This is a genomic window from Bradyrhizobium sp. CCBAU 45394 (assembly GCF_028128655.1).
In the GTDB taxonomy this organism is placed as follows: Bacteria; Pseudomonadota; Alphaproteobacteria; order Rhizobiales; family Xanthobacteraceae; genus Bradyrhizobium; species Bradyrhizobium diazoefficiens.
The window spans coordinates 69,808-87,089 of record NZ_LBIX01000162.1; the positions used below are offsets into that span (position 1 = coordinate 69,808).

At 65.4% G+C, this 17,282-nt stretch carries 14 protein-coding genes; 4 read left to right on the forward strand and 10 right to left on the reverse strand.

Translation table 11 applies throughout. The features are described from left to right. Window positions 1-51: 51 nt before the first annotated feature. The 10 genes from WN73_RS20380 to WN73_RS20425 form a co-directional block, all read right to left on the reverse strand. Window positions 52-801 (reverse strand): SDR family oxidoreductase, encoded by a 750-nt coding sequence (locus tag WN73_RS20380; RefSeq protein ID WP_028174864.1) that lies wholly within the window; start codon window positions 799-801, stop codon window positions 52-54. Between the two features lie 65 nt (window positions 802-866). Next, window positions 867-2,111 (reverse strand): 2-oxoglutarate dehydrogenase complex dihydrolipoyllysine-residue succinyltransferase, encoded by a 1,245-nt coding sequence (odhB, locus tag WN73_RS20385; RefSeq protein WP_060909716.1) that lies wholly within the window; start codon window positions 2,109-2,111, stop codon window positions 867-869. A gap of 159 nt (window positions 2,112-2,270) precedes the next feature. Next, the gene (locus tag WN73_RS20390) at window positions 2,271-5,228 is read right to left on the reverse strand and encodes a 2-oxoglutarate dehydrogenase E1 component (protein WP_011083284.1); all 2,958 of its coding nucleotides are present in this window, start codon (window positions 5,226-5,228) and stop codon (window positions 2,271-2,273) included. 137 nt (window positions 5,229-5,365) lie between these two features. After that, entirely contained in the window at window positions 5,366-6,250 is an 885-nt protein-coding gene (gene sucD, locus WN73_RS20395) for a succinate--CoA ligase subunit alpha (RefSeq protein WP_011083285.1), read from the reverse strand. A 34-nt stretch (window positions 6,251-6,284) separates the two neighbouring features. Beyond that, entirely contained in the window at window positions 6,285-6,764 is a 480-nt protein-coding gene (locus WN73_RS20400; RefSeq protein WP_011083286.1) for a DUF1579 domain-containing protein, read from the reverse strand. 4 nt (window positions 6,765-6,768) lie between these two features. Next, a complete protein-coding gene (sucC, locus tag WN73_RS20405) occupies window positions 6,769-7,965 on the reverse strand; it encodes an ADP-forming succinate--CoA ligase subunit beta (RefSeq protein ID WP_011083287.1) in 1,197 nt (398 codons plus the stop codon). 224 nt (window positions 7,966-8,189) lie between these two features. Continuing rightward, window positions 8,190-9,158, reverse strand: a complete 969-nt coding sequence (gene mdh / locus WN73_RS20410) for a malate dehydrogenase (RefSeq protein WP_008145224.1) — start codon at window positions 9,156-9,158, stop codon at window positions 8,190-8,192. A gap of 262 nt (window positions 9,159-9,420) precedes the next feature. After that, window positions 9,421-10,605 carry a cell division protein ZapE gene (gene zapE / locus WN73_RS20415; RefSeq protein WP_028174867.1) on the reverse strand — a complete coding sequence of 395 codons (1,185 nt, stop codon included), beginning with the start codon at window positions 10,603-10,605 and terminating at the stop codon, window positions 9,421-9,423. 102 nt (window positions 10,606-10,707) lie between these two features. Beyond that, a complete protein-coding gene (gene thpR / locus WN73_RS20420) occupies window positions 10,708-11,244 on the reverse strand; it encodes an RNA 2',3'-cyclic phosphodiesterase (RefSeq protein ID WP_011083289.1) in 537 nt (178 codons plus the stop codon). A gap of 174 nt (window positions 11,245-11,418) precedes the next feature. Beyond that, complete coding sequence (locus WN73_RS20425; RefSeq protein WP_028174868.1) at window positions 11,419-12,063, reverse strand: arylesterase; 645 nt, start codon at window positions 12,061-12,063, stop codon at window positions 11,419-11,421. 55 nt (window positions 12,064-12,118) lie between these two features. On the opposite strand from WN73_RS20425, the gene WN73_RS20430 reads away from it, so the two are divergent. The 4 genes from WN73_RS20430 (at window position 12,119) to WN73_RS20445 (ending at window position 17,227) form a co-directional block, all read left to right on the forward strand. Continuing rightward, window positions 12,119-12,841, forward strand: coding sequence for an ABC transporter ATP-binding protein (locus WN73_RS20430; protein ID WP_028174869.1), 723 nt, complete (start codon window positions 12,119-12,121; stop codon window positions 12,839-12,841). After that, the gene (locus tag WN73_RS20435; protein ID WP_028174870.1) at window positions 12,838-15,408 is read left to right on the forward strand and encodes an ABC transporter permease; all 2,571 of its coding nucleotides are present in this window, start codon (window positions 12,838-12,840) and stop codon (window positions 15,406-15,408) included. The genes WN73_RS20430 and WN73_RS20435 overlap by 4 nt, the downstream gene beginning before the upstream one ends. Window positions 15,409-15,677: 269 nt before the next feature. After that, entirely contained in the window at window positions 15,678-16,469 is a 792-nt protein-coding gene (locus WN73_RS20440) for a Bax inhibitor-1/YccA family protein (RefSeq protein ID WP_028174871.1), read from the forward strand. A 227-nt stretch (window positions 16,470-16,696) separates the two neighbouring features. Further along, a complete protein-coding gene (locus WN73_RS20445) occupies window positions 16,697-17,227 on the forward strand; it encodes a GNAT family N-acetyltransferase (RefSeq protein ID WP_028174872.1) in 531 nt (176 codons plus the stop codon). The last annotated feature ends 55 nt before the right edge of the window (window positions 17,228-17,282 follow it).

Here is a 17,282-nt window from a genome sequence, read left to right on the forward strand (position 1 = left end):
AAAGTCCCGTGAGTTTAGCGTGGAAAGATGCGTCAGCGTCCGCGCGGCGCGTCAGCGTCCGCCGGACACATCGAGAATGGCTGAGGTGACGTAGGAGGCATCGTCCGACATCAGCCAGACGATGGCGTTGGCGATTTCCTCGGCGGTGCCGACGCGCTTCATCGGCACCAAATGGGCCAGACGATGGGCGCGGTCGGGCTCGCCGCCGGCGGCGTGGATTTCGGTGTCGATCAGGCCGGGCCGGATCGCCGCGACGCGGATGCCTTCGCCCGCGACCTCGTAGCCGAGCCCGACGGTGAAGGAATCGACCGCGCCCTTGGACGCGGCATAATCGACATAGGTGTTGGGTGCGCCGAGCCGGGCTGCGACCGACGACAGGTTCACGATGACGCCGCCCTTGCCGCCGTGCCTGGTCGACATCCGCTTCACCGCCTCGCGCGCGCAGAGGATGGAGCCGGTGACGTTGACCGCCATCACGCGCTGGATGCGCTCGGCCGACATCTCGTCGACGCGCACGCCGCTCTTGCCGACGATGCCGCCGTTGTTGACGAGTGCGCCGAGCGTGCCGAACTTGTCCGCCTGCTTGAACAGCTCGAGGATGTCGCTTTCCTCGGCGACATCGCATTTCACCGCGATGGCCTTGCCGTTGCTGGCCGCGATCTGCGCGACGACTTCATCCGCAGCCTGCTTGTTGCTGGCGTAGCCGACCACGACACGGAAGCCGCGTGCGGCCGCCGCGATCGCGGTCGCCCGCCCGATGCCGCGGCTCCCGCCGGTGATGACAACGACTTTATCGGTCATGCGCGCCTCCATGGTTCGACACGCGCCGTCGCGTGAGGGCGACGGCGCTCGCAGAGCATCAGCGATCAGAGATCGAGCACCAGGCGCGCCGGATCTTCCAGGCTCTCCTTGACGCGGACGAGGAAGGTGACGGCTTCCTTGCCGTCGATGACGCGGTGATCGTAGGACAGCGCCAGGTACATCATCGGGCGGACCTCGATCTTGCCGCCGACGACCATCGGCCGCTCCTGGATCTTGTGCATGCCGAGAATGCCGGACTGCGGCGCGTTGAGGATTGGGGTCGACATCAGCGAGCCGTAGATGCCGCCATTGGTGATGGTGAAGGTACCGCCCTGCATCTCGTCGATCTTGAGCTGGCCGTCACGGGCGCGGCGGCCGAAATCGGCGATGCCCTTCTCGATGTCGGCGATCGACTTGTGGTCGCAGTCACGCACCACGGGCACGACGAGGCCCTTGTCGGTGCCGACGGCGACGCCGATGTGATAGTAGTTCTTGTAGATCAGGTCGGTGCCGTCGATCTCGGCGTTGACGGCCGGGATGTCCTTCAGCGCCTGCACGACGGCCTTGGTGAAGAAGCCCATGAAGCCGAGCTTGCTGCCGTGCTTCTTCTCGAACGCGTCCTTGTAGTGCGCGCGCAGCGCCATGACGTTGGTCATGTCGACCTCGTTGAAGGTCGTGAGCATGGCCGCGGTGTTCTGCACGTCCTTGAGGCGGCGCGCGATGGTCTGGCGCAGCCGGGTCATCTTGACGCGCTCTTCGCGGGCGGCGTCATCGGCCGGCGACAGCGCGCGGACCTGAACGGCGGCGGCGGGCTGGTTGACCGGGGTCGGCGCGGAGGCCGCACGCTCGATCGCGGCGAGCATGTCGCCCTTGGTGACGCGGCCGTCCTTGCCGGAGCCCGGAACGGTCGAAGCGTCGATGCCGGTCTCGGCCGAGAGCTTGCGCACGGAGGGGGCGAGCGGGGCATCGGCCGGCGGCGCCTTCGCGGCCGGAGCCGGTGCGGCAGCAGCCGCCGCGGCGGCCGGAGCAGCAGCGGGCTTGGCGGGAGCAGCGGCCGGCTTGGCCGCGCCGGCGGCGCCTTCGGTGATCTGGCCGAGCAGCGCGCCCACGGCAACGGTCGCGCCGTCAGCGGCGATGATCTCGCTCAGCGTGCCGGCGGAGGGCGCCGGGACTTCGATGGTGACCTTGTCGGTCTCGAGCTCCACCAAGGGCTCGTCAACGGCGACGGGGTCGCCGGCCTTCTTGAACCAGCGGCCGATGGTGGCCTCGGTGACGGATTCGCCGAGCGTCGGCACACGAATTTCAGTCATGGTCTTTTCCTTAAGGGATCGCCAATGCGGTCATGAATTCCAATTGTCACGGCCAGCGAAAAGCAGGCCATCCAGCAAGCCGGGACGTTCGCATTCACGAGGACGCCATGGCATGCCGGATGCCCCGCTTTTGGCGGGGCATGACGCAGTTCAAAAAGTTCAGCTCAGTGCTTCGTCCAGGAACGCCTTCAGCTGAGCCTGATGCTTGGACATCAGACCCGTGGCGGTCGCGGCGGAAGCGGCGCGGCCGACATAACGCGGACGCCGGCTCACACCGTTCACCTGGTTCAGCACCCACTCCAGATAGGGCTCGATGAAGTGCCAGGCGCCCATGTTGCGGGGCTCTTCCTGGCACCACACCACTTCGGCCTTCTTGAAGCGCGACAGCTCGGCCACCAGCGCCTTCAGCGGCACCGGATAGAGCTGCTCGACGCGCATCAGGTAGATGTCGTCGATGCCGCGCTTCTCGCGCTCCTCGTAGAGGTCGTAATAGACCTTGCCGGAGCAGAGCACGATGCGGCGGATCTTCTCGTCCGGAACGAGCTTGATGGCATCGGTCGGCAGCATCTGGGCGTCGTCGTACAGGATGCGGTGGAAGGTCGTTCCCTTCGCAAGCTCCTCGAGACGCGACACCGCCCGCTTGTGACGCAGCAGCGACTTCGGCGTCATCAGGATCAGGGGTTTACGGATCTCGCGATGCAGCTGCCGGCGCAGCACGTGGAAGTAGTTCGCCGGCGTGGTCGGGTAGACCACCTGCATGTTGTCTTCCGCGCACATCTGCAAGTAACGCTCGAGGCGCGCCGAGGAGTGCTCCGGTCCCTGCCCTTCATAGCCGTGCGGCAAGAGGCAGACGAGGCCGGACATGCGCAGCCATTTGCGCTCGCCCGAGGAGATGAACTGGTCGAACACGACCTGCGCGCCGTTGGCGAAGTCGCCGAACTGCGCTTCCCACAGGGTCAGCGTGTTCGGCTCGGCGAGCGAATAGCCATATTCGAAGCCGAGCACGGCTTCTTCCGACAGCAGCGAGTTGATGACCTCGTAATGGCCCTGCTCGTGGCCGAGATGGTTGAACGGCGTGTAGCGGCTCTCGTCTTCCTGGTCGATCAGGACCGAGTGGCGCTGCGAGAACGTGCCGCGCTCGGAATCCTGGCCGGACAGCCGGACGTGATGGTTCTCGTTGAGCAGCGAGCAGAACGCCAGCGCTTCGCCGGTCGCCCAGTCGATGCCGGCGCCGCTGTCGATCGCCTTGGAGCGGTTCTCCAGGAAGCGCTGGATGGTGCGGTGGACGCGGAAACCATCCGGCACCTTGGTGATCTTGCGGCCGATATCCTTCAGCGCGGTGATGTCGACGCCGGTGACGCCGCGGCGGGCGTCCTCTTCCTGGTCGGCGATCTTGAAGCCCGCCCACTTGCCGTCGAGCCAGTCGGCCTTGTTCGGCTTGTAGGAGGTGCCGGCCTCGAACTCGGCATCGAGCCGCGCGCGCCAGTCGGCCTTGGCCTTGTCGACCTCGCCCTCGGTCATCACGCCTTCGCTGATGAGGCGGCGGGCGTAGAGCTCGAGCGTGGACGGATGCGCCGCGATCTTCTTGTACATCACCGGCTGGGTGAACGCCGGCTCGTCGCCCTCGTTATGGCCATGCCTGCGGTAGCAGAACATGTCGATGACGACGGGCTTGTGGAACTTCTGCCGGAATTCGGTCGCGACCTTGGCCGCGAACACCACGGCTTCCGGATCGTCGCCGTTCACGTGGAAGATCGGCGCGTCGATCATCTTCGCCACATCCGACGGATAGGGCGAGGAACGCGAGTAACGCGGATAGGTGGTGAAGCCGATCTGGTTGTTGACGATGAAGTGCACGGAGCCGCCGGTGCGGTAGCCCTTCAGGTCCGACAGACCGAAGCATTCCGCGACCACGCCCTGGCCGGCGAACGCGGCGTCGCCGTGCATCAGCAGCGGCATGACGGAGATGCGCATATCCGGCGGATCGCCGTGCTGGTCCTGCTTGGCGCGGACCTTGCCGAGCACGACGGGATCGACGATCTCGAGATGCGAGGGATTGGCGGTCAGCGACAGATGGATGCGGTTGCCGTCGAACTCGCGGTCCGAGGAGGCGCCGAGGTGATACTTGACGTCGCCGGAGCCTTCGACCGCGTCAGGGTTGGCCGAGCCGCCCTTGAACTCGTGGAACAGCGCGCGGTGGGCCTTGCCCATCACCTGGGTCAGCACGTTGAGGCGGCCGCGATGCGGCATGCCCAGCACGATTTCCTTCACGCCGAGATTGCCGCCGCGCTTGATGATCTGCTCGAGCGCGGGGATCAGGGATTCAGCACCGTCGAGACCAAAACGCTTGGTGCCGGTGAACTTGGTGTCGCAGAATTTTTCAAAGCCCTCGGCTTCGACCAGCTTGGTCAGGATGGCTCTGCGGCCTTCGCGGGTAAAGGAGATTTCCTTATCCGGTCCCTCGATGCGCTCCTGGATCCAGGCCTTCTGCGCGGCATTGCTGATATGCATGAACTCGACGCCGAGCGTCTGGCAGTAGGTGCGCTCGCAGATCGCGGTGATCTCGCGCAGCGTGCCGTATTCGAGACCGAGCACGTGATCGAGGAAGATCTTGCGGTCAAAATCGGCCTCGCTGAAGCCGTAGGTGCGCGGGTCGAGCTCTTCGCGGTTGCGCGGCGCCTCGATGCCGAGCGGATCGAGCTTGGCGTGGAAGTGGCCGCGCATGCGGTAGGAGCGGATCAGCATCAAGGCGCGGACCGAGTCGCGCGTCGCCTGGAGCAGATCGGCGGAGGAGATATCGGCGCCCTTGGCCTGCGCCTTGGCGGCGATCTTGCCGCCGACCGCCTTCTCGACCTCGGCCCAGTTGCCGTCGAGGGCGGAGGTCAGGTCGTCCTGCGGCGTCAGCGGCCAGTTGGCGCGCTCCCAGGACGGGCCCTCGGCGTTCCTGCGGACGTCGTCCGGCTGGTCCTTCAGGCTCTTAAAGAACTCCTGCCACTCGGCGTCGACCGAGGACGGGTCCTTCTCGTAGCGGGCGTAGATTTCGTCGATGTAGGTGGCGTTGGTGCCCTGCAAAAAAGATGAGAGGGCAAAGGCTGCGTTCGCGTCTTGGCGAGACATACTTGAGTTCCTGGCGATTTCGGTTCGCGCATAACAAACGGCGCTGGCGCTGGGCTCCCCGGCAGAGGCCCAGCGCGATTGGCACCATTTACCCTATTTGCTGCGAAACTTCGCCCGGAAAAGTACGAAGAAGTGAATTAGCCTTTCAACTTTTCGGCAAGCGTGTGCCCGAGGCGAGCGGGAGACGGCGACACTGTAATCCCAGCCGATTTCATCGCGTCGGTCTTGGAACCGGCGTCGCCCTTGCCGCCCGAAATGATCGCGCCGGCATGACCCATGCGGCGGCCGGGAGGGGCGGTGACGCCGGCGATGAAGCCGACCATCGGCTTCTTGCGGCCGCGCTTGGCCTCGTCCTTGAGGAACTGGGCGGCGTCCTCCTCGGCGGAACCGCCGATCTCGCCGATCATGATGATCGATTCCGTCTTGGGGTCGGCGAGCAGCATTTCCAGCACGTCGATGAACTCGGTTCCCTTGACCGGGTCGCCGCCGATGCCGACCGCGGTGGTCTGGCCGAGGCCTTCCTGCGAGGTCTGGAACACGGCTTCATAGGTCAGCGTGCCGGAGCGGGAGACGATGCCGACGCTGCCGGTCTTGAAGATGTTGGCCGGCATGATGCCGATCTTGCATTCGCCGGCGGTCATGACGCCCGGGCAGTTCGGCCCGATCAGGCGGGACTTGGAACCGGCCAGCGAGCGCTTCACGCGGACCATGTCGATGACCGGAATGCCTTCCGTGATGCAGACGATCAGCGGGATCTCGGCGTCGATGGCTTCGCAGATCGCATCGGCCGCGCCCGGCGGCGGCACGTAGATCACCGACGCGTCCGCGCCGGTCTTCTCACGCGCGTCGCGCACGGTGTCGAACACCGGCAGGCCCAGATGCGTCGAGCCGCCTTTGCCCGGCGAAGTGCCGCCGACCATCTTGGTGCCGTAGGCAATCGCGGCCTCCGAATGGAAGGTGCCGTTCTTGCCGGTGAAGCCCTGGCAGATGACCTTGGTGTTCTTGTCGATCAGGATGGACATGAGGTCTGCTTTCGCGAAACTAACGAGTGAGAGGTCAGTGGATGCGGCGGTAGACGCCGGTGAGCACGTCAGCCCAGCCTTCCGCGTCCGGCGAGAACTGGATCTTCAACGAGTAGGAATTGTCGTCGATGATCTCGTAGACGTGGCGCGCATTGCCGCGGAGCGAGCCGCGCACCAGCGTCAGGGTCTTGCCGACCCACCCGCCGGAGGCGGGCGAAGGCGGCGTGTAGCCGAGCGAGTCGTACCAGAACAATTTGTAGGTCCGGTCCTCGCGGTCGAAGGTGAAGATGCCGTGGGTGGCGAAGATCTGCTTGCCGTCGCGCATCTGGACCGAGTCCTGGATCAGGTAGAACCCGTTGAGATCCATGCGCGCGACGGTGTGCGAGGTGGCCGGCCCGCCCGCCGTCCAGCGCGACGGGAAGACCACCTCTTCGCCATCCCATTCGCCGGCGAACGCGGCGAGACGCGCGTGCTCTGCAAGCGGAGATGATGCGGCGAGATGGTCCTGGGCCATGGCGTTAGCCTCCCTTGACGGCCTTCACGATCTTCTGCGCGGCGTCGTCGAGATTGTCGGCCGGCACCACGTTCAGACCGGATTCAAGGATGATCTTCTTGCCGAGCTCGACATTGGTGCCTTCGAGGCGAACCACCAGCGGCACGCTGAGGCCGACCTCGCGCACGGCGGCCGTGACGCCCTCGGCGATCACGTCGCACTTCATGATGCCGCCGAAGATGTTGACCAGGATGCCTTTCACGTTGGGATCGGCGGTGATGATCTTGAACGCGGCCGCGACCTTCTCCTTGCTGGCGCTGCCGCCGACGTCGAGGAAGTTCGCCGGCGCCATGCCGTAGAGCTTGATGATGTCCATCGTCGCCATCGCGAGACCGGCGCCGTTGACCATGCAGCCGATGTTGCCGTCGAGGGTGACGTAGTTGAGGTCGTACTTGGACGCCTCGATTTCCTTGGCGTCTTCCTCGGTCTCGTCGCGCAGCGCGAGCACCTCGGGATGACGGAACAGCGCGTTGTCGTCGAACGACACCTTGGCGTCGAGCACGCGGAGCTGACCCTGCTTGGTCACGACCAGCGGGTTGATCTCCAGCATCGACATGTCCTTGGCGACGAATGCCGCGTAGAGCTGCGCGGTGAGCTTCTCGGCCTGCTTGGCGAGATCGCCCGAGAGCTTCAGCGCGTTGGCGACGGTGCGGCCGTGATGGCCCATGATGCCGGTCGCGGGATCGACCGAGAAGGTGACGATCTTTTCGGGCGTGTTGTGCGCGACGTCCTCGATGTTGACGCCGCCTTCGGTCGATACGACGAACGAGACGCGCGAAGTCTCGCGGTCGACCAGCAGCGAGAGATAGAACTCCTTGTCGATGTCGGAGCCGTCCTCGATGTAGAGGCGGTTGACCTGCTTGCCGGCAGGGCCGGTCTGGATCGTCACGAGCGTCGCGCCGAGCATCTGCTTGGCGAATTCGGAGACCTCGGCGGCCGACTTGGCGATGCGGACACCGCCCTTGTCGCCGGCGGAGGCTTCCTTGAACTTGCCCTTGCCGCGGCCACCGGCATGGATCTGGCTCTTCACCACATAGACCGGACCAGGTAGCGCCTTGGCGGCGGCCTCCGCGTCTGCGGCTTTAAGGACCGGCACGCCCTTGGAGATTGGAACGCCGAACTCGCCCAGCAGCGCTTTGGCCTGATATTCATGGATATTCATATGGTCGCTCCCTGAATCCGCGGGCGGTGACCTCGTAGGCCCACCTCAGTCTTGTGGCTGGCATACCATATACCACAGGAACTGCAACCCGGATTCTTTGACATCGAGATCTTTGGACTGCTGAGCCGGAACCCGCCAGGCCTTCAACAAGAGTTGCTGCCGGGCCCCAGAAGTGAAACCGCCGAAGACCGGTTTTCCGATCTTCGGCGGGATTTGTTTGCGCCTTAGCGGCCGAGAAGATCGGGGGCGATCTTCTTGCAGGCGTCGACCAGGCCCTGCACCGCGCCGACCGACTTGTCGAAGGCCTCGCGGTCCTTGCCGGCGAGCTCGATCTCGACGACGCGCTCGACACCCTTGGAGCCGATCACGACGGGCACGCCGACATACATGTCCTTCACGCCGTATTCGCCGTTGAGGTAGGCGGCGCTGGGCAGCACGCGCTTCTTGTCACGCAGATAGCTCTCGGCCATCGCGATCGCGGAAGCGGCCGGGGCGTAGAAGGCCGAGCCGGTCTTGAGCAAATTGACGATCTCGGCGCCGCCGTTGCGGGTGCGGTCGACGATCTCGTCGAGGCGCGCCTGCGAGGTCCAGCCCATCTTGACGAGGTCAGGCAGCGGGATGCCGGCGACGGTGGAGTACTTCACCAGCGGCACCATGGTGTCGCCGTGGCCGCCGAGCACGAAGGCGGTGACGTCTTCAACGGAGACGTTGAATTCGTCGGCCAGGAAGTAGCGGAAGCGCGCCGAGTCCAGCACGCCGGCCATGCCAACGACCTTCTTGTGCGGCAGGCCCGAGGCCTTCTGGAGCGCCCACACCATGGCGTCGAGCGGGTTGGTGATGCAGATGACGAAGGCGTCGGGGGCATACTTCTTGATGCCGGCGCCGACCTGCTCCATGACCTTGAGGTTGATGGAGAGGAGATCGTCGCGGCTCATGCCGGGCTTGCGCGGGACGCCGGCGGTGACGATGCAGACCTTGGCGTTGTCGAGCGCCTCGTAGGAGTTCGCGCCGGTGTAGTGGGCGTCGAAGCCGTCGACCGGGGAGGACTGCGCAATGTCGAGCGCCTTGCCCTGCGGCACGCCCTCGGCGATGTCGAACATCACGACGTCGCCCAGTTCTTTCAGGCCGATGAGGTGAGCCAGCGTTCCGCCGATCTGACCGGAGCCAATCAAAGCAATCTTGTCGCGCGCCATGTGAACCTGTCCTTTAGACACGTAAGGAGGGGAAAACTGACAGGGTGGTTATCCCTTTCGCTTCGCCCGTTCAAGTCGGTGGATGCCCAATTGTCGGGCTTGCCGAGATCGCAGCCAGCATACCCCCGTCCGTCATTCCGGGATGCGCCGACAGGCGCAGGCCCGGAATCCATCGGGCTGCAGAGTTGGTGGCGCGATGGATTCCGGGCTCGCGACTTTGTCGCGCCCCGGAATGACGGCGGAGAAAATGGTGAAATAGGACTTAAGTCTCCACCAGGCCCTTGGTGGAGCCGCTGGCGGTGGAATCCTTGCGGCCGTGAGGCAGCGCCAGATAGGATTCCGAGCTCATTTCGATCAGCCGCGAGGCGGTCCGCTTGAACTCGTTGGCCTCGTTGCCCTCATCGGCGAGGTACAGCGAGATCGGGTTGGCGTCGGCCGAGGCCATCAGCTTCACGGCATTGTCATAGAGCGTATCGATCAGCGTGATGAAGCGCTTGGCGGCGTTGCGCTGGGAGAAGTCCATCACTGGAATATGGTCGACCAGGATGGTGTGATAGTCGTGCGCGAGCCTGAGGTAATCCGATGCGCCGAGCGGCTTCTCGCAGAGATCGGCGAACGAGAACCGCGCCACGCCATGGGCCGAGCACGGCACGTGCAGGATGCGGCCCTTGATCAAAATATCGCGCGACTTGCATTTGGCGCTGCCGCTCATCCGCGACCAGGCGCGGTCGAGGGCTGCGTCCGCATCGCCATCCGCCGGCGTCAGCCACATCGGCACGCCCTGAAGCTTCTCCAGCCGGAAGTCGGTGCGCGCATCGAGCCGCGCCACGTCCATGTGGTCGGTGATCTGCTTGATGAAGGGCAGGAACAGCGATCGATTCAAGCCGCCCTTGTAGAGATCCTCGGGCGCGACGTTGGAGGTTGCGACCACCACGGTGCCGAGCTCGAACAGCTTTGCGAACAGGCGGCCGAGGATCATCGCGTCCGCGATGTCGGTGACGTGGAATTCGTCGAAGCAGAGCAGCCAGCTCTCCTCGAAGATCGCGTTCGCGGTCAGCGCGATGACGTCGCCGTCGGCGATCTCGCCGCGCGCGATGCTCTGGCGATAGTCGTAGATGCGCTCGTGCACATCGGCCATGAATTCGTGGAAATGCGCGCGGTGCTTGTGCTCGACCGAGGAGTGCTGGAAGAACAGGTCCATCAGCATGGTCTTGCCGCGGCCGACCTCGCCATGGATGTAGAGCCCGTGCGGCGCCTCGTCCTTGTCACTGCTGAACAGACGGCTGAGCAGGCCCTGCTTGCGCTGCGGCTTGTAGCTGCCGAGCCGCTGGTCGAGCGCCGCATAGGCTTCGGCGACTTCGGCCTGCGCGGCATCGGGCTCGATCGCGCCGTCGGCGATCTGGGCCTGATAGGCCTCGCGGAATGGGGAACTGGGGGTCGAGAGCATGGCTCTTTACCGCCAGAGACGGACGGAAATTGCAAGCCGTGAATTGGTGTCAGGGGTATGCGAATTTCCTCACTCTCCCCGCAGGCGGGGAGAGGTGAAGACCTACTCACACAGCTCGTAGGCGTCCTCGACCACATACGGTCCGCCGCCGGTCGATGCACGGGACGAGAACAAGACAAAACGTTCGGCCATGAACGCCTTGCTCGGGAAGTAGCCGCGCAGCGACAGATAGTCGGCGACGTCACGGTCGGTGGCGTCGTGCAGTCGCGCCAGCGTGACGTGCGGGATGAACTTGCGTCCCTCCGGATTAAGGCCGATCCGCTGCATCATCCGCTCGAGCTCGGCCTGCAATTCGATCAGCGGCTTGCTCGGCGCGATGGTGGCGACCACCGCGCGCGGCTTGCGGCCGCCGAAGCTCGTCAGCCCCTGCACCTTCACCTCGAACGGTTTGCGGTTGACGCGAAACAGCATCGAGGCGATCTCGTTGGCGGAGACGCCGTCGATATCGCCGATGAAGCGCAAGGTGACGTGATAATTTTCGGGATCGATCCAGCGGGCGCCGGGAAGGCCGCCCCTCAAGTTGGAAAGCGTCTGGCCGATCTCGGCCGGGATTTCCAGACCAGTGAACAAACGCGGCATCGTTTCGCACTCCCGATGCTTGGGTACGGTCCCTTGAAGCAGGACCTTATCCAAATTAGAGCCGGCGACGAATCACCGGTACCCTGATTCCTATCGCAGTTGTGTGACTCTGCGAAGCATCGCGCGGGCCACCCCGGGAAAACCCTGGGAATTAGGGTTAGCGTTGCCTGCTTTTCAACGGCGTTGCTCGCTTATGTTGCGCAGGAATGCCTCCACCGTGGGCATCATGTTGCCGACGATGATGTCGACGCCCGCCGCGGTCGGATGGATGCCGTCGGCCTGGTTGAGCTTGGCGTCGGCCGCAACGCCGTCGAGAAAGAACGGATAGAGCGGCACGTCGAATTGTTTCGCAAGATCCGGATAAATCGAATTGAATCGGGCGGCGTAGTCGGCGCCGTAATTCGGCGGCGCCAGCATGCCGCACAGCATCACCGGAATCCTGCGCGCCTTCAGCCGCTGGACGATGTCGGTCAGCGCGGTGCGCGTCAGGCCGGGATCGATGCCGCGCAGCGCGTCGTTGGCGCCGAGCTCGACGATCACCCCCTCGGTTCCCTCAGGGACCGACCAGTCGAGCCGGTCGCGGCCGCCGGAGGCGGTGTCGCCGGACACCCCGGCATTGGTCATGTCAACCTCTATGCCTTTGGCCTGCAAGGATTTTTGAAGTTTCGTGGGGAATGCCTCCTGGGCCGGGAGGCCGAGGCCCGCGCTTAGGGAATCGCCGAGGACCACCAGCTTGATCGGTTTGGCGGCCGGCTGGGCCTGTGCCGACGCATTTGTCGCAATTGTCATCACGGCGAGCACCAACACGGCTATGTGCATGAACAATCCGTAACGCCTCTCGACCGCGCTATCGGAGTTGCCATATGACCGGACCATGGACACTCGCATCGAATCCTCTTCGCTCGCCGGCACCACGCCGGACACCATCGCTATCTCCAACGTCAATCTCTCATTGGGTACGGGCGCGGCACGCGTTCACATCCTCAAGGATATCAGCTTGCGGGTCGCCTCGGGCGAGACGATTGGCCTGATCGGCCCGTCAGGCTCGGGCAAATCCACGCTGCTGATGGTGATGGCGGGGCTGGAGCGTCCTGATAGCGGAGAGGTGGTGGTGAACGGCACGCCTTTCAATGCCCTCGACGAGGACGCGCTCGCCCGCTTCCGCGGCCGCCAGGTCGGCATCGTCTTCCAGTCCTTCCATCTGATCCCGACCATGACGGCGCTGGAGAACGTCGCCGTGCCGCTCGAGCTTGCCGGCAATCCCGACGCCTCGAAACGCGCGGCGCAGGAGCTGCAATCGGTCGGGCTCGGCGACCGCCTGCATCATTATCCGACGCAGCTTTCCGGCGGCGAGCAGCAGCGCGTCGCGCTCGCGCGCGCGCTGGCGCCCGATCCCGCGATCCTCGTCGCCGACGAGCCGACCGGCAATCTTGACGAGGCAACCGGCAAACAAATCGTCGACCTGCTCTTCACCAAGCATGCCGAGCGCGGCATGACCCTGGTGCTGGTCACGCACGATTCCTCGCTCGCGCATCGCTGCGATCGCGTCATCCGCCTGCGCTCCGGGCGCATCGACACGCAGTCTGCGCCGGCATGAGCGCCGCGGCCCAACCGTTCGTGCGCCCCAACGCCGCCGCGTTGTCGCTCCGCTACGCCTTACGCGAATTGCGCGGGGGCCTGCGCGGCTTCTACGTCTTCATCGCCTGCATCGCGCTCGGCGTGATGGCGATTGCCGGCGTCGGCTCGGTGTCGGCGAGCCTCTCCGACGGTCTCGCCCGCGAAGGCCGCACGCTGCTCGGCGGCGACGTCTCCTTCGTGCTGTTCCAGCGCGAGGCCAAGTCCGAGGAAGTCGCCTTCCTGCGTTCGCGCGGCACCGTCTCGACCGCCGCGACCCTGCGCGGCATGGCGCGCTCGGCCGACGGCCAGCTCGCGCTGGTCGAGATGAAGGCGGTCGACGACACCTATCCGATGCTCGGCCAATTGACGCTGGCGCCACAGCTGCCGATGTCCGACATCCTTGCGGAGCGTGACGGCGCGTTCGGCGCGGCTGCCGATCCGACGCTGCTGGCGCGGCTCTCGCTCAAGACCGGCGACCGCGTCACCATCGGCTCGGCCACCTTCCAGATCCGCAGCACGGTCGAAGCCGAGCCCGACAAGCTCGCCGGCGGCATCGGCTTCGGCCCGCGCTTCCTGATCAGCGAGGCGGGCCTGCGGGCCACCGGCCTGATCCAGCCCGGCAGCCTGGTGCGCTGGGTCTACCGGGTGAAGCTGCCCGATACCGCCAACAACGAGCGCGCCACCGACGCCTTCATCGCCGATGCGCGCAACGCCGCGCCGCAGGCCGGCTGGGAAGTCCGCAGCCGCTCCAACGCCTCGCCGCAGCTCGAGCGCAACATCAGCCGCTTCACGCAGTTCCTGACGCTGGTCGGCCTCGCCGCGCTGCTGGTCGGCGGCGTCGGCGTCGCCAACGCGGTGAAGAGCCATATCGACCGGAAGCTCGAGGTGATCGCGGCCTTCAAGGCCGTCGGCGCCACGGGCCGCGACGTGTTCGGCATCTATCTCGCCCAGGTCATCCTGCTGGCCGCGATCGGGTCCGTGATCGGGCTCGCGCTCGGCGCCGCCATGCCCTTCGCCATCGTCGGGCTGTTCGGCAAGCTGCTGCCGCTGCCGGTGGTGCCGGCCGTGCATGCCGACGAGCTCGCGCTGTCCTTCGTCTACGGCCTCTTGACCGCGCTCGCCTTCGGCCTGTGGCCGCTCGGACGGGTGCACGACGTGCCGGTCGCCGCACTGTTCCGCGACACCATCAGCTCCGAATGGCACCGGCCGCGCTGGAGCTATCTCGTGTTCATGGGCGTCGTGATCGCCCTGCTCGTCGCGGTCGTGATCGGCCTGTCCTTCGACAAGCGCATCGCGGCGGTGTTCGTGGCCTCCTCGGTCGTCGTGTTCGCGCTGCTGCGCGGCATCGCCGCCCTGCTGATGACGATCGCGCGGCGGATGCCGCGGACGCGGCTGCCGATGCTGCGGCTCGCGATCGCCAACATCCACCGGCCGGGCGCGCTGACGCCCTCGGTCGTGCTGTCGCTCGGCCTCGGGCTCGCCGTGCTCGTCACCATCACCCAGATCGACGGCAATCTGCGCCGGCAGTTCCTCGCGGCCCTGCCGGACCAGGCGCCGTCGTTCTTCTTCATCGACATTCCGAGCACGCAGGCCGCGCAGTTCGACGGCTATCTGCGCCAGATCGCGCCCGGCGCCAAGGTCGAGGACGTGCCGATGCTGCGCGGGCGCATCGTCGCCGCACGCGGCGTCCGCGCCGAAGAGCTCAAGCCGACGACCGATTCCGAGTGGGTGCTGCAAAGCGACCGCGGCCTCACCTATACCGGCGAGCTGCCGAAGGGCTCCAAGGTGGTCGAGGGCGAGTGGTGGAGCGCCGACTATTCCGGCCCGCCGCTGGTCTCGATGGAGAAGAAGATCGCCGACGGGCTCGGCCTCAAGCTCGGCGACGAGGTCGTGGTCAACGTGCTCGGCCGCGACATCCCGGCGAAGATCAGCAATCTGCGCAACATCGACTGGCAAGGCCTCGGCATCAATTTCGTCCTGGTGTTCTCGCCGAACGCCTTCAAGGGCGCGCCGCATACCCATATCGCGACGCTGACGGAAGCCGGCAGCAATGCCGAAGGCGACGGCAGGATCATCAAGCAGGTGGCCGACACCTACCCGATGGTGACGAGCGTGCGCGTGCGCGAGGTGATGGAGACGGTCGGCTCGGTCGTGACCAATCTTGCGCTGGCGATCCGCGGCGCGAGCGCCGTGACCCTGATCTCGGCGATCCTGGTGCTTGGCGGGGCGCTCGCGGCCGGCCATCGCCACCGGGTCTACGATGCGGTGATCCTGAAGACGCTGGGCGCGACGCGGCTGCGGCTGCTCGGCGCCTATGCGCTCGAATACCTCCTGATCGGGCTTGCAACCGCGGTCTTCGGCGTGATCGCCGGCAGCATCGCCGCCTGGATGATCGTGACGCGGCTGATGACGCTCAGCTTCGTCTGGCAGGCCGGCAGCGCGGCCGGCGTGGTCGTGGCCGCCCTGGTCGTCACTGTCGGGCTCGGGCTCGCCGGCACGCTCCTGGCGTTGAACAAAAAGCCCGCCACGGTGTTGCGGAATTTGTGACAAAAGGTAGCGGGCCGCCGCGCGGGTGCGGAAACGCACGATTCTTGCGATTAACCACGTCCGCTCGCCAGGATTGCCGGCGAGGGCGACATTCGGCCGCGCGTGGACGGTTGCAGCGAATGTGTTAGTTTCCCACATATCCAATGGGTTCGGACCCCCGATTGTTAGCCAAAATTTAGTCGGCAGACATCGGTATCCGAGATAGAGTTTGACGAACCGGCGGCATGGCGACCCTCATGCCGGACCGGCCAACCAACGGGAATTCGACCATGTCGGACCTAGACCGTAACTACGCTTCTCCTTTCGGCAGGGCCGCCGGGCGTGTTGACGCCGCGACGGTCGATGCCGGCCTGCGCGCCTACATGCTGCGCATCTACAACTACATGAGCATTGGCCTCGCCATCACGGGCCTTGCCGCACTCGGCGTCTACATGGCCGCCGTGACCGACGTTCCGACCCCGGAAGCCGTCCGCGTCGGCAAGCTGTTCCTGACGCCGTTCGGCTATGCGATGTTCGTCAGCCCCCTGAAGTGGCTGTTCATGCTCGCGCCGCTCGCCATGGTGTTCGTGATCTCGGCAGGCATCAACCGTCTGGCGCCTTCGACCGCCCAGATCCTGTTCTGGGTGTTCTCGGCGCTGATGGGCATCTCGCTGTCGTCGATCTTCCTGGTGTTCACGCACACCTCGATTGTGCGGGTGTTCTTCATCACCGCGGCGACCTTCGGTGCGCTCAGCCTCTACGGCTACACCACCAAGCGTGATCTGACCGGGATGGGCTCGTTCCTGTTCATGGGCCTGATCGGCATCATCATCGCGAGCCTGGTGAACCTGTTCCTGGCCAGCTCGATGCTGCAGTTCATCGTGTCGGTGGTCGGCGTGCTGGTGTTCGCGGGCCTCACCGCCTGGGATACCCAGCGGCTGAAGAACGACTACATCTACGGCTACGCTGCGGCCGGCGGTGACATCGCAGAGCGTGCGGCCATCACCGGCGCGCTGTCGCTGTACCTGAACTTCATCAACCTGTTCACGCTGCTCCTGCAGCTCCTCGGCCAGCGCGATTAAGCGATCGACCAGAGAGAACGACATGAGCCCCGGCCGCAAGGCCGGGGTTTTTGTTTGGGCCGGGTGCCACCACGAACACCGTCATTGCGAGCGCAGCGAAGCAATCCAGAGCGCCTCCGCGGATGCATTTCTGGATTGCTTCGCCGCAAGGGCTCCTCGCAATGACGGAGTATATGGAAACGATGTTGCCTCTTCCGGCCGCCGCGGGAAGGCTCTAATCTTTACCCATGTCCGCACCTGAAATCAGGCCCACCCTTGAGGCCGACCTCCCCGCCATCACCGCCATCTACCAGCAGGCCGTCCGCGAGGGCACGGCGACGTTCGAGCTGGAGCCGCCGGATCTTGCCGAGATGACGCGGCGCTACCGCGCGCTGGTCGACGGCGGCTATCCCTATTTCGTCGCCATCCTCGACGGCCGCGTTGCCGGCTACGCCTATGCCGGCGCCTACCGGCCGCGGCCAGCCTATCGCTTCACGGTCGAGAATTCGATCTATCTCGACCCCTCCTTCCACCGCCGCGGCGTCGGCTCGTTGCTGCTGGAGCGGCTGATCGCCGAGTGCGAGGCGCGCGGCTTCCGCCAGATGATCGCGGTGATCGGCGATTCCGCCAATGCCGGCTCGATCGGCGTGCACACCAAGGGCGGCTTCAGGATGATCGGCACGCATCCCAATGTCGGGCTGAAATTCGGCCGCTGGCTCGACACGGTGATGATGCAGCGCGAGCTCGGCGAGGGCGCCAGCACGGTGCCGGGGAAGTAAGCGCCTCACGTCATTCCGGGGCGCGCATAGCGCGAACCCGGAATCCAGAAGTTTC

What these genes read in the sequence shown, in the direction of transcription:
- WN73_RS20380 (WP_028174864.1), bottom strand. Translation starts at nt 801, where the DNA reads ATGACCGATAAAGTCGTTGTCATCACCGGCGGGAGCCGCGGCATCGGG.
- odhB (WP_060909716.1), bottom strand. Translation starts at nt 2,111, where the DNA reads ATGACTGAAATTCGTGTGCCGACGCTCGGCGAATCCGTCACCGAGGCC.
- WN73_RS20390 (WP_011083284.1), bottom strand. Translation starts at nt 5,228, where the DNA reads ATGTCTCGCCAAGACGCGAACGCAGCCTTTGCCCTCTCATCTTTTTTG.
- sucD (WP_011083285.1), bottom strand. Translation starts at nt 6,250, where the DNA reads ATGTCCATCCTGATCGACAAGAACACCAAGGTCATCTGCCAGGGCTTC.
- WN73_RS20400 (WP_011083286.1), bottom strand. Translation starts at nt 6,764, where the DNA reads ATGGCCCAGGACCATCTCGCCGCATCATCTCCGCTTGCAGAGCACGCG.
- sucC (WP_011083287.1), bottom strand. Translation starts at nt 7,965, where the DNA reads ATGAATATCCATGAATATCAGGCCAAAGCGCTGCTGGGCGAGTTCGGC.
- mdh (WP_008145224.1), bottom strand. Translation starts at nt 9,158, where the DNA reads ATGGCGCGCGACAAGATTGCTTTGATTGGCTCCGGTCAGATCGGCGGA.
- zapE (WP_028174867.1), bottom strand. Translation starts at nt 10,605, where the DNA reads ATGCTCTCGACCCCCAGTTCCCCATTCCGCGAGGCCTATCAGGCCCAG.
- thpR (WP_011083289.1), bottom strand. Translation starts at nt 11,244, where the DNA reads ATGCCGCGTTTGTTCACTGGTCTGGAAATCCCGGCCGAGATCGGCCAG.
- WN73_RS20425 (WP_028174868.1), bottom strand. Translation starts at nt 12,063, where the DNA reads ATGCACATAGCCGTGTTGGTGCTCGCCGTGATGACAATTGCGACAAAT.
- WN73_RS20430 (WP_028174869.1), top strand. Translation starts at nt 12,119, where the DNA reads ATGGACACTCGCATCGAATCCTCTTCGCTCGCCGGCACCACGCCGGAC.
- WN73_RS20435 (WP_028174870.1), top strand. Translation starts at nt 12,838, where the DNA reads ATGAGCGCCGCGGCCCAACCGTTCGTGCGCCCCAACGCCGCCGCGTTG.
- WN73_RS20440 (WP_028174871.1), top strand. Translation starts at nt 15,678, where the DNA reads ATGTCGGACCTAGACCGTAACTACGCTTCTCCTTTCGGCAGGGCCGCC.
- WN73_RS20445 (WP_028174872.1), top strand. Translation starts at nt 16,697, where the DNA reads ATGTCCGCACCTGAAATCAGGCCCACCCTTGAGGCCGACCTCCCCGCC.